This is a genomic window from Microcoleus sp. S1D4, assembly GCF_036700765.1.
Taxonomy (GTDB): domain Bacteria; phylum Cyanobacteriota; class Cyanobacteriia; order Cyanobacteriales; family Microcoleaceae; genus Microcoleus.
The window spans coordinates 208,494-221,181 of sequence record NZ_JAUBPP010000005.1; the positions used below are offsets into that span (position 1 = coordinate 208,494).

Genomic DNA, 12,688 nt, shown 5'->3' on the forward strand with positions numbered 1-12,688 from the left:
GGTGAAAGAAACCGGGTTTTTTCGATAAATTAAAACGGGGAAGCAAAGATTGTGGCAAAAACCCGGTTTCTGATTTTTGCGCGGAGGTGAAAGAAACCGGGTTTTTTCGATAAATTAAAACGGGGAAGCAAAGATTGTGGCAAAAACCCGGTTTCTGATTTTAGACATTATATGACCCCACGGATTCCCATGATGATATAATATGTCAATCCTGCAAAAAAGTCAAGCAAAATAAGTGCGATCGCCCAAAAAGATTTTGAGACATTCAAAAATGCAAGTGTCAGATTAGATATAGGTTGGCGATTGGGTTTCCTCGACTACAACAGCGCAACTACCAACTTATTAATATAGAAGTAATAAATATGATTTTAGGTTTCGATCCGGGTAAAGACAAGTGCGGCATCGCCGTCATGGGTAGAGACAGAAACATCTGCTACCATCAAGTAGTACCGTCAGAATCAGCCATATCTACTATTCAATCTCTGTGCGAACAGTTTCCCGTTGAGTTATTGGTACTCGGAGATCAAACGACTTCTAAGAGTTGGAAACAAAAACTAACGCAGAGTTTGTCGCCGGAGATCGAAATTGTTCGGGTTGACGAGAGATTCAGCAGCTTAGAAGCGAAGGATCGTTACTGGGAAATGTACCCTCCTACGGGACTTTCTCGCTTGATTCCGCAGGGAATGCGGACTCCGCCGCGGCCTGTAGATGATATAGTGGCGATCGTCCTAATTGAGAGATATTTGAACAAAAATTAGTCAATTGTATAACCGTTACCACTGATTCTCTTTGATTATTAAGGAATCAATAGGTTTTTGCTTGTCTTGATTTTTTTAAGTGAATCAAATACACCCTAAATTTATCCGATCGTTGAATAACAGTTCGTGTTACTTGATGACAGCTTCAGTCAAGATTAGCTTACCATTCTGCCGCACTTGCAGGCGATCGGGATTGATCGAATAGATAATATTGCCGTTAGTCGCTTCATAAGTGCCGTCGTCACTTGTAGTTACTTGCATGACATTGATTTGGCTACCATTTATTTTGCTGAGCCCTCGGTAAAAAATAGCGCCTTCCTGGGTTTTGCAAATGTATATAGAAAAGTTAGCCGTTGCGAAAGATTGCACCATTTCGGCCTTGGGACATCCCTCAACTTGAGCAATTTGGAACGATCGAGAATGCGGTAAACTGGAAGATCCGGGTTGATTTAGTGCTGTTGCTTCTGCTGGGGGAGTCAAAATGCCGTGAAGCGAAGCTATCCCGAAGGGAATCGCGCTAAGGCCAGCTATAACTAGACCTACTTCTTTAATGCCCTTAACTCTATCTTGATAAAACATCTTGTCACTCCGAGTTTTAACTATATAATTACATCTTAAGCGATACTTGTTTGATATTAATAATATTTAATGTTAGAGGTGGAGTTTGCAGAAAACACGGTATACTCTAGGTTTAAGTAAGGTGTACGCTGCCAACCCTAGATCAGTGAGAATACATAAAGTATGTCAATGCGATCGAAGGGAAACAAGCGCTGGCATTTATAACAGTTTTACGATCTTATGACTTGTGCGCGCAAATCTCAGAAACCCGGTTTCTTCATATATTTCTCGTTACTAAACTTTTTATTTTCGTAGAAACCGGGTTTCTCGCCCCCATGCGATCGCGAACTGACTCTGTTACACTAATTTCATAAAGTAGCGCTAGATATTACCCCCCCAACCCCCCCTTATTAAGGGGGGGCTAAGACTTGCTCGTTTGCTCGTTTTGCTCGTTACCAGGCTCTGCCTGGTAATGCAGATCCGGAGGCTCTGCCTCCTTCTTTCTAACAACTTACAGGAGAGAAGACTGTAGGAGGTGTTTAAGTTATTAATTTTTCGATCCTTACCTATTTATTGAATAATAAATAGGGAAACAGAAGAGACATCTTTCCTCCCATTTCCCCTTTTTTTAAAGGACGGTTTTCCTGACTGCGAACCTGGTATAGCAATCCTAAATCATTTTCAATAACTGGTTGAGAGACTAAGAGCCTAGGAATCGATGTCACTTTTGAAGAGCCTCCTGCGAAAATGGAGGCAGAGCCTCCGGATCTGCGTTACCAGGCAGAGCCTGGTAACGAGTAGAACGAGTAAATCACTTAGGATTGCTATAGTTAGTTCACTGCTGCTAACTGTTTGTCTTTGACTTCCACTGGCGCAGTCAAAGCTGCTTCCAAATCCGCACAGCCGAGTTTTTCCTCCAGAATTGCCATCACTTCACGGCCGAAATCATTGGAATTTCGCTGCCAAGCTTCTAAACAAACTTGCCCGAAAAATGAGCCCAAAGGTTCGGGATTCCACAGCAACTTGCGGGCATTCCAAGGCATCAAACTCATCGGGTCATAATCCGGTTTGAGAATATCCTTTTTAAAGGCGTATTCTTCTAAAATTGTGTGCGGCTGCAATCCGATAAAGAAAATCGCTGGTTCTACTTTATCGACTCCGAAAATGCGCTCTAATTCTCGGTGATAGGCAATTGTTTGTCGGATGGTTTCAAAGGTTTCGTCAATCACGTTAAATGAGTAATTGACGGAAACTACATCGTTGTAACCGGCTGCTTTTAAATCGCGGCAATTTTCCAAAACTACTCGCAAGTTGTAGCCCATTCGCATTTTCCTAACCAGTTCCTGGGAACCGCTGGTGATGCCGATTTCAAAGTAGTTCATCCCCGTTTTTACCATCAAATCGCACAATTCTGGTGTGAGATTGTCCGCACGGATGTAAGCAGCCCAGTGGATGTCTGTCATACCGGAGGCGATGATTTTTTGCAATAATTCGATCGCATCGTCGATGAATTTGCGCGCCGGGATAAATTGAGCGTCGGTAAACCAGAAATTGCGGATACCTCGATCGTACAATTGCTGCATCTCCGCCACCACCTCATCGGCCGGATTGATCCGCACTTGTTTTCCTTCAATCACCGTATAAATGCAGTAACAGCAATTGTGGGGACAGCCGCGCTTAGTTTGGACTCCGAGGTAGAAGTCCATATCCTGTAAATAATAGGAAAATTCCGGCCAAATGGTTTCGATGTAGTTGTAATCGCAGGCGGTTTTCTCGATGTTGGCTGGCTTTTCGTGAATTAGCCGATCGCGCGGCACAGTTTCTCCTACTACATAACATCTTTCCTGCGCCAAATCTTCGCCTTTAATCAACTTCTCCAGCAAAGCTTCGCCTTCGCCCACCGAAACCACAGTCCCCGCCGGCAAACTGCGCCCCAACTGCTCGTAAAACACGCTCACAGCACCGCCACCGACCACTGCGCGGGCTTCCGGGCGGTATTTCCGGGCCCGCTTCAATCCGCGCTTAATTAGTCCCAGATTGCGCCACAGTTCGGTGTAGTAAGACGCGGCCAAACGCAATCCTCCGAGTGCTCCCCGGAATTTTGTCAGCGGATTTTTGGCGTAGTAAAACTCGAAGGCATTTTGTAAGGGATTCCCGCCCCTACCGCCCACGGGCGCGTAAATTTGAATGTCCCGCCAAGAGAAAACTAACAGCGTTGGTTGAAACTCATCGACGATCGCATCCAAACCTTTAGCGTAGTCGAGGGGCGGTACTGCGCCTAGGTCAAAAATGCGCTGTTGGACATCGGGAAACATCTTGTGTACGCTATCGGAAAGGTACACTACTCCGATCGGGAAAATCGGATTACAAGGGAGGCGAACGTACAGAACTCGGTTTTCCATGATTGCTATATCCTAAACTGCGACTTTTCGATCTATGTTTATATTCTTTTAATATAACTTTACAATCTCTCTAATTTTGGCAATTTAATATTAAATATTTGAAAATTTGGCCGAGCGGTTTAAGGCTGAGTTTGCGAGTTTCGGTCGGTGACAGCAGCCGAAAAAAGCGAATATGTAAGCAAATACAGCGGATTTTGACGGAAAATTGCCGATGAGAGTCAACAATTAGGTATTTTTCTGGGTAAATAGAAATTTTAGGGCGATCGGTCTCTGGTATGTTATTGACACGCTTTAAGGCAAAAAATGCAACTGCAGGCAAGCTCCCAATCCAGATTCAGTAAGTCATTCCCCAATCTAAAATCTAAAATCCTTGGAGTTGGTAGTCGGCTTTACAGTAGGCGGGATCGCCTAGTGTTAGCCTGAGAAGATAACTAAAACTTTTAGGTAAGGCTCCCTCAGCAGTTATGGCTCAAATTCTTGACCCACTACCCTCAGACACCGACAGCAAGATTCTGTGCTGCTACGTCAACGCCACCAGTCTGATTCAGATTGCTCGCATCTCCAACATTCCTAACTGGTATTTTGAACGAGTGGTTTTTCCTGGACAGCGTTTAGTGTTTGAAGCGATGTCCGCCGCAGCATTGGAAATTCACACCGGGATGATGGCGAGTGCAATTTTATCGGACACCATTCCTTGCGATCGCTTGCAGATTAACGAAGGCCCCTATTCAAACGTCAATCCTAGCAGATCGCGAGGGGAAGTTCAGGGCGATCGCGCAGCAACCCCCGGCCGCCCAAAGGCCAGAGAAATTTCAGAACCTTTGACAGTACCCGCCCTAACCGCCGTCGATTAATGGAAGTTGTGAGTTTTGAGTTATAAATTGTCAGTTAATTGATAACTCCGCACTCAAGATTCCAACTTCTGCAAAGCGGTAAATAAAAACTCAACACTTAAAAATAACAATTTTTGAAATGAATTTTAAATCGCAACTCAAAACAGCAAATATTGTCTGACATTTGAGATTTTCTTGAGTTTTGTTCGCGGGATCGACAACTGTGCAACAATAGCATTAAACAGCTTCTTTCATTTCAGTTATGTCAGCCGAATCCGCATTTTCTCCATCTTCCGCCCCAGCATTTGAGCCAGCAGTATTCCGACTTTCTCCCCTGATTAGAATCACCCTGTTGAGCTTATACGCAGCCCTCACAATTCCCTTACCGTTTTTGTCGGAAGTCACGAAAGCACCAATTCCTCCGATCGCACTCTGGGCGGCAATTATTGTCGGCGCAGCAGGCCTCTACGGCGTGCTCGGCGAACGGGTAATTCTCAGTGAGGAGGGGATTGAAGTTACCTATCCGAAGTGGTTTCCGCGCGTGTTTCGCAGGGGTTGGTCGCTACCTTGGACTGAGGTGAAGGCTCTCAAACCTCGATCGACCGGTCAAGGAGGCTTGGTTTACTATTTTCTGAGTCATGGGGGTGAAGGTTATCTGCTACCGATGCGGGTGGCTGGATTTAATAAATTAGTCGGTTTGGTGGAAGCAAAAACCGGTATTGATACGAGGGATATTCGCCCTTTATCGCAGCCTTGGATGTATCTAATTTTGCTGGGATGCACGCTGTTGCTGTTGTTGGTGGATGCGTGGACGATTGTAACTGCGATCGGGCTTCAAAGCAATTTGTAATATTATCTGTATTGTCTGTTTAGGCTCGAAAACTTAATAACTTAAGCACTTCCTAAAGTCCTCTCTCCTGTAAGTTGCGAGATAGAAGGAGGTAGAGCCTCCGAATCTACATTACCAGGCTCTTCCTGGTAATATCAAATCCTCTCTTCATCGGAATGATTCAGATATATATTCTCGGACTCTGTGTACTCTGTGTTCTAGCGCCGGTTAAATCACCTGACGATGCAACGGTCAACGATATAACGAGGGATAACAGTTAACGGTTAACAGTCAACAGTCAACAGTTAACAGTCAACGCCTGAATTTACTATTCCGATGAAGACAGGATTTGATATTACTGGTGCGACACTACCCAAAGGCGATCGTTATTGGAATTTTCGCAATGGGTATTGTGCGCCCTATTATGGCCGTTGAATAATTGTTTCAACTACCCGCCGCTTGACTTTTGGATCGATACCAATCAGCCGCACGTATTCGCCGCCGTGTTCCGCCAAACAAGTTTCTAAAGATGCAATTACATCTTTTTCTTTTCCGTTTTGAATTATCGTGCAACTATGCCAAGAACCAGTCTTAAATCGGCGAGTGTCTGCATATTCCATGCCGATTTTGCTGCCCTGTGCTAACAATTGTTGCACTTGTTCCAACACCTCGGAACTCAGCCGCCCTTGACCGTTACTCACGGCAGAAGTTGGCTCTACGTAAGCTTTATAATATTTGGAATTAGGATCGCTCAATTGATTTTGCGTTGGCGCGGCTGCAGGAACATTGGCGGTTCCTTGAACGTTGAACAGTCGCGATTGGTTGTATTCATCCACTAAGCGCATTTCCTGAATCCGCTTTTGTTGACCCACCATCAAACCGCCCATTTCTAATAAACGAGCGAGGCTGAAATCTGGGTTGTGGAAATCGGGCGGTGCTTCTGTAGTATTTACCAAACGTTTGGAAACTCGCTCGATTCCAATTTGGTGAATGAATTTGCGGACTTGTTCGTCGTAAATGCGCGATCGCAAAGCGCTAAAAAAGTCGATCGACTGATCGGGAAAATTATCTACCAAAGCGACAATTTCGGTTTTTGACAATTTGTCCGAATCAAAAATTCCGCCGACAATCCCAATTTTATCATCGTGGCTGGGTTCCCAATAAAACTTTTCCATCCGTCCGTCGCGAATCAGCGGCGCGTAGAGCGTTGAAAAGTCATTTCCGGTGACAATAATCGGTACTCGGTGCAGTGGCGTGCTGTCATAACTTCCCGGTAACTGCACGTTAGTTGGATTGTCGGCAATATTCATCAGAGTGGCATTGACCATCTGAGTATTGACGGTATATTGAGTAGTAGTATCGAACCTGCCAGCACCGGCATCCAAATCGTTAATAAAAATGGCGCACATCTGGCCCCGCACCCGAATTTGCTCCGCAGCTTCCCGGTAACGCAAGCGAATTAAACGCGCCGGATCTCCCGCATCTGGACTTTCTAATTCTCCACCAGATATCATCACGGGTTCAAAGCCCATCCGCCGAAAAACCAGTTCGGTTTGAAAAGTTTTGCCTTCTCCTTTGCGGCCGTGAATTCCCAAAATTAAGGGAACTCTTATCCCCGGCAAATTTAAAAAGTTTTTAGTGATGTGTACTGCAACTCGATCGAGAAAGCTAGGAGAAATATAATAACTCATCAGTAGATTTGTGAGGGATTGATTGCTGTTAAATAATCCGGCAAAATTAATCACAATTGCATACATCCTGAAAGCCTTACAGCGTCAAGAGTCTTTGTGTAATTAATTGGGCGCGGTTACTTACTGTTATGATTTTATGACAAAAGTAACAGGCTGCACCGCGAAGCTGGATTTTTGCCGTACAATCGAGGTCTAGATATTATCTGTTAAGGAGCCGTTCGTGAGTCCTGAAACCTTACTAAAAGAACCAAGCGTCCAAGCCGAAGCGAGTTTGTTCAGTTCTGAAAGCTTCGACAGCTATGTAATGACTACTTACGGGCGTTTTGCGATCGCCCTAGAACGGGGCCAGGGCTGTCGCGTTTGGGATACCGAGGGCCGCGAATATCTGGATTTTGTGGCGGGTATTGCTACCTGCACTCTGGGACACGCCCATCCGGCGATGATTGCAGCGGTAACGAAGCAAATACAGACCTTACACCACGTTTCTAACCTTTATTACATCCCCGTACAGGGCGAGCTGGCGAAGTGGCTTGTAGACCATTCTTGCGCGGACAGAGCTTTCTTTTGCAACTCCGGCGCTGAAGCTAATGAAGCGGCTATTAAACTGGCGCGCAAGTACGGCCACGAAAAATTAAATATCTCGAATCCGACAATAATTACCGCCGTTGCTAGTTTCCACGGGCGGACTTTGGCGACAATTACGGCGACGGGACAGCCTAAATATCAGAAGGGTTTTAGTCCGTTGGTTCCGGGATTTCACTATGTGCCTTATAACGATATTAGTGCGATCGAACTGGCGATCGCAGAACTAGACAAAGACGAACGTCAAGTAGCAGCAATTATGCTGGAAGCGCTGCAAGGTGAAGGGGGAGTTCGCCCCGGAGATATCGCCTACTTCCAGCGGATTCGCGAAATTTGCGACGAAAAAGGCATTTTGCTGATTCTCGATGAAGTGCAAGTCGGGATGGGGCGCAGCGGCAAATATTGGGGCTACGAAAACCTGGGGATTGAACCGGATATCTTTACGTCGGCGAAGGGGTTGGGCGGCGGTATCCCGATCGGCGCGATGCTGTGCAAATCTTTCTGCGATGTATTTGAACCGGGAAGTCACGCCAGCACTTTTGGCGGAAATCCTTTTGTTTGCGCTGTCGCTTTGTGCGTGTGCGAAACTTTAGAACGGGAAAACATTCTGGAAAACGTGCAGCAGCGCGGGGAACAGTTGAAAGCAGGCCTCAACAAGTTGGCGGCCGAATATCCGCATTTAATTGCCGAAGTGCGCGGCTGGGGTTTGATTGTGGGGCTGGAATTGCAGGCTGACATCGAACTTACATCGGCTGATATTGTTAAATCGGCGATCGCTGCTGGTGTGTTGTTGGTTCCCGCTGGCCCGAAAGTGCTGAGGTTTGTGCCGCCTCTGATTGTCTCTGCTGCAGAAGTCGATCGGGCTTTGCAGGCGGTGGAGACGGCGCTGCACTCTCAAGCGGTACACTAAATCGACTCAGTTTAACTGGTTCCCTGGCTCTGTCTGGGAACCGATGTCCATAGGAAGTGCCTCGGTTGCGAAAAAAGGAGGTAGAGCCTCGCCTATCTGCGTTACCAAGCAGAGCCAGGTAACGAGTAAACGAGTAAAGGGAGTAAACCAATAAATGCAAAACTCAGATGCTCGCTTCCGGATCTGCCCTGCTTTCGCTCGAACTGGTAACGAGTAGTCCCACAAATCTTTGAGGATTGTTATAGCTTCCAAGCAATCAGGTTTTTAAGTCTAAAATTTATCATGGTAAAAATAAACCCGCCCCGCTGCAAGTCTGTGGGGGCGGGTTTATCAAGTTTTAAACTTGGCCGAAAACCTGTTTTTTTTGGGCGAATAGGTTGTAGCGATGTGTATGGTGGAAAAACCAGGTTTCTTTAATTCCCCTCGGCGACTCCTACCTCCGATTGGGAATTGAAATTTAAACCGGGAACTGATTTAATTGCTGCACAGAAGCAGCGATCGTATGGTTAATAGTTCGGCGGAATGCACGATGGACGAACAGCGTCGCAAAACTGATGTGAATATGCTCCAAGCGCTGCTGGAAAATCCTGTAGACTCAGGAATAGATTTGATTTTGAAGACCAACTCAAAGTCGATCGACTTTGGGTTCGTGCAAACGCTTTACTTGGAAGTGCCGGCACTGACGCCAGACAGTTTGCTCAAAGCTGCCAAATTTTTCCAAAGGGCGATCGCACCCTTAGAATCTGCAAATGGCAATCCTCAAACCGGGGTAGCATATCTAATTTTTTTAGCAGAAGCTTTGCAAGCAGTGGCGGGCAGCGCTGACTCGCAGCATTTGTACTCGCTGCTGAGAAATCATTTAGACAAACTAGACCATAATTTCGCAGAATTGTTGCGCTGCTGGGCACTTTTGGTACTACCCGCTGCCAATCAATCCGAGACTAGGCGCATGGCAGCCCTGATCGGCAATCTGAGTAACAAAATTGGGCGGTTTCCTCTCGGCACCAAGGCTAATAACCTGGAAATCGAAATAGCAGGTTACGAAACTGTTGCTAAGGTTTTTACCCGCAAAGATTTTCCCCAAGAGTGGGCGGCAATGCAAAATAATCTGGGCAACGCTTACAGCGATCGCCCGAAAGGCGATAAGGCTCAAAATATCGAACTGGCGATCGCTTGCTTTGTCAATGCCCTAGAAGTGCAGACTCCCGAAGAGTACCCATCCCAGTGGGCGACGCTGCAAAACAATCTGGGAAGCGCTTACAGCGATCGCCTCCGGGGAGATCCGGCAGAAAATTTAGAACAGGCGATCGCCTGCTATCAAAACGCCCTAAAAGTTCGCACCCGCGAAGCTTTCGGGGTAGATTGGGCGAGCACTCAAAACAATCTCGGCCGCGCTTACACCCGCAGGCTGCAGGGCGACAAAGCCCAAAATCTAGAACTGGCAGTCGCTTGCTACCACAATGCTTTGCAAGTCTACAACCGCAAGGTGTTTCCCCGCCGCTGGGCCACGACTCAAAATAATTTGGCAAATGCTTACTGCGAGCAACTGCGGGGCAACCGAGCCGAAAATCTCGAATACGCGGTAACGTGCTATCAGAGAGCTTTGCAAGTGCGGACTAAGGAAGCTTTTCCGCAGCAGTGGGCGACGACTCAAAAGAATTTAGGCCGGGTGTTTATCGATCGCGCTAAAGGCGATCCGGTGGAAAATCTGGAAATGGCGATCTCGTGTTTTCAAAATGCTCTACAAGTCTACACCCGCATCAAATTTCCCGAACTCTGGGCTTCGATCCAAACTTACCTCGGCAGAATCTACACCATGCGGGTGAAAGGGGACAAAGCCGAAAATATCGAAATTGCGATCGCCTGCTATCAAAATGCTTTGCTCTTTTGCAACCGTCCCAAAACTCCCGAACGCTGGGCCATGCTGTGTACCAATCTCGGCCGCGCTTTCAGCCAACACCTGAAAGGGGAAAAAAACCGTAACCTCAAAAGCGCGATCGCCTGCTATCAAAATGCGGCGAGAGTATACACCAAACAGGCAGCCCCCGAACGCTGGGCGATGCTGCAAATCGATCTTGGGCGGGCTTTTGCGAAACTGACGGAGGGGGAAAACTTGTCTCACCTCGATCGCGCGATCGGCTGCTATCTCGCTGCTTGCCAAGTCTACACTCGCGAAACCTATCCCCACCACTGGCTGCAAATTGTCTTTTATTTGGGTCAAGCTTACCGAGTTCGCGGCGAGTTGCTTCGCGCCTGCAGCGTGTTTGCTGCTGCTGTCGATACTGTGGAATTATTGCGCCCTGAAGCTGGGCTTGATGCGGTGGATTTGGGCGATCGGATCGGTACGGCAAAAGTCAAATTAGCCAGCATCTCGACTGGACTCTATAAAGGGCTGGTACAAGTTTGTCTGGAACTCGGCAACACCCAACCCGCCTATCGCGCTAAGGCTTTGGAATATGCCGAACGCCACAAAAATCGGAATTTGGTAGAACTGCTGCTGAAATGCGATCTGACTCCCAAAGGAGACTTTTCTGCCGAGGTGCTTGGCTCGTTGAAATCGCTGCAACTGGAAATAGCCAGGGCACAGCGACACGAAGAACAGTCAGAGGCAGAGTCGAGCGCTACCTTAATTTCTGAGGGCGACAGCGCTAGTTTGAACAGCGGTTCTCTGCTGCCGAGTTCGGATTTTATCAACTTAAATCAATTGTGGCGGCAGTTTGATGGGTTGATTGCTCGATCGGTGCAGGCAAACGACCCTTTTTTCAGCTTAGCTCACAAGGTTGAACCCATCGCTTTCGAGCAAATTCGCCAATTGTTGCCTGATGCTAATTCCGCTGCTGTGGTGTGGGCGAGTTTTGAGGATTTGCTGGTGGCTTTTGTGGTGGTTGCTGACGTGCAATATCCCGCCGTTCACCTGTGTTCGCCGGAAAATGCTTTGGCTGTCGAAAGTTGGGCCAGGGAGTACCTCAGCGCTTATTCTGAGCAAAAAGGTCGCTGGATCAATCATCTCCCGGCTCGGCTCAAACGCTTGGCCGCGCTGCTGGAAATCGATCGACTGGTGGCGCTGATTCCCCAAAATTGCGATCGGCTAATTTTTGTGCCGCACCGATTTTTGCACGCTTTACCGCTCCACGCTTTGCCTCTGGGGGTGACAGAGGGGCTTGAGGAGGGCGGGGGAATTTTCAAATCAGGGTGGAATTCGAGCAGCGGTTTTGAGGGGGAGGCGCACAGCAGTTCTGATGTTTTTGCTCGAAGTTCGAATTTTGGCGATGTTTCAGAGGCTGCTGGTTATTTGATCGATCGATTTGCTGGAGGAATTCGCTATGCTCCTAGCTGCGAGTTATTGCGGTTGAGACAAAGCGCGCGCGGCGTAGCTATTGGCCGGTACAGACCGCGTTTGCAGCACCTTTTAGCAGTTCCTACTTTCACCAGAAGTTCACTCTACAGCAACCTGGAAATCGGCACTATTTCCGAACATTTTTCCAGTGCAGAAATTTTGCGTCAAAAGCCGGCTATTCAACAGGCTTTTTCCCAAAAAACAGGGCAGTTGCAGCAGAAAAAATGTGCTCACTTTGCTTGTTTGAGTGTGCTAAATTTGGCGGAATCGATGAAATCTGCTGTGTTGTTGAGGAATGATTCTCTGAGTTTGGAAGAAATTTTTAATTTGGATTTTCGGCAATACTTTTTAGTTACTTTATCGGCTTGCGAAATTGCCGGCGGTTTCCCTAGCGCCGGTGAAGATTTTGTCGGTTTGTCGGCGGGTTTGTTGTATGCTGGTACGTCTAGTGCGGTCAGCAGTCTGTGGACGGTGAACGATATTTCGACGCTGCTGCTGACAAGCAAGTTTTATGAAAATCTGGGGCGGTTTCCTCGGTTGCAGGTGGGGGATGTGGCGATGGCGCTGATTGACGCTCAAAGGTGGCTGCGGGATTTGACTAGCGAGGAATTGGAGGTGTTGCTGGCGGATTTTCAACCTCAAATTTCGCAAACGTTCGATCGGCTTTCCCAAAGTTCTCGCCTGATTGCAGAGGGATCTCTGCAGCAAATTCGCAACCGCAAACCCTGTCCTTTTGCTAATCCCTATCACTGGGCTGCTTTTACGGCTGCTGGAGTTTAGTCAGTTGT

Annotated in this window: 8 protein-coding genes; 5 read left to right on the plus strand and 3 right to left on the minus strand. The window is 47.3% G+C overall.

What is annotated here, in order from left to right; all coding sequences use genetic code 11:
* The first annotated feature begins 362 nt into the window (after positions 1-362).
* Positions 363-758 carry a pre-16S rRNA-processing nuclease YqgF gene (locus QT998_RS07965; RefSeq protein ID WP_333093062.1) on the plus strand — a complete coding sequence of 132 codons (396 nt, stop codon included), beginning with the start codon at positions 363-365 and terminating at the stop codon, positions 756-758.
* Between the two features lie 129 nt (positions 759-887).
* Here QT998_RS07965 and QT998_RS07970 read toward each other — a convergent pair whose 3' ends face one another.
* Positions 888-1,337: a hypothetical protein gene (locus QT998_RS07970; RefSeq protein ID WP_333093063.1), complete on the minus strand. Its 450-nt coding sequence runs from the start codon at positions 1,335-1,337 to the stop codon at positions 888-890.
* Between the two features lie 809 nt (positions 1,338-2,146).
* Positions 2,147-3,718 carry a photosystem II high light acclimation radical SAM protein gene (locus tag QT998_RS07975; RefSeq protein ID WP_333118608.1) on the minus strand — a complete coding sequence of 524 codons (1,572 nt, stop codon included), beginning with the start codon at positions 3,716-3,718 and terminating at the stop codon, positions 2,147-2,149.
* 464 nt (positions 3,719-4,182) lie between these two features.
* On the opposite strand from QT998_RS07975, the gene QT998_RS07980 reads away from it, so the two are divergent.
* Positions 4,183-4,572 carry a DUF1830 domain-containing protein gene (locus QT998_RS07980; RefSeq protein WP_194013036.1) on the plus strand — a complete coding sequence of 130 codons (390 nt, stop codon included), beginning with the start codon at positions 4,183-4,185 and terminating at the stop codon, positions 4,570-4,572.
* 241 nt (positions 4,573-4,813) lie between these two features.
* Entirely contained in the window at positions 4,814-5,401 is a 588-nt protein-coding gene (locus tag QT998_RS07985; RefSeq protein WP_333118609.1) for a hypothetical protein, read from the plus strand.
* 401 nt (positions 5,402-5,802) lie between these two features.
* Here the strand turns inward: QT998_RS07985 and QT998_RS07990 are convergent, their stop codons facing one another.
* Positions 5,803-7,071: a ribulose bisphosphate carboxylase small subunit gene (locus tag QT998_RS07990; protein ID WP_333118612.1), complete on the minus strand. Its 1,269-nt coding sequence runs from the start codon at positions 7,069-7,071 to the stop codon at positions 5,803-5,805.
* Positions 7,072-7,291: 220 nt separating this feature from the next.
* On the opposite strand from QT998_RS07990, the gene QT998_RS07995 reads away from it, so the two are divergent.
* Together QT998_RS07995 and QT998_RS08000 are read left to right on the plus strand one after the other, a co-directional pair.
* Entirely contained in the window at positions 7,292-8,563 is a 1,272-nt protein-coding gene (locus QT998_RS07995; protein ID WP_333093068.1) for an aspartate aminotransferase family protein, read from the plus strand.
* A gap of 478 nt (positions 8,564-9,041) precedes the next feature.
* Positions 9,042-12,680, plus strand: coding sequence for a CHAT domain-containing protein (locus QT998_RS08000; protein ID WP_333093069.1), 3,639 nt, complete (start codon positions 9,042-9,044; stop codon positions 12,678-12,680).
* The last annotated feature ends 8 nt before the right edge of the window (positions 12,681-12,688 follow it).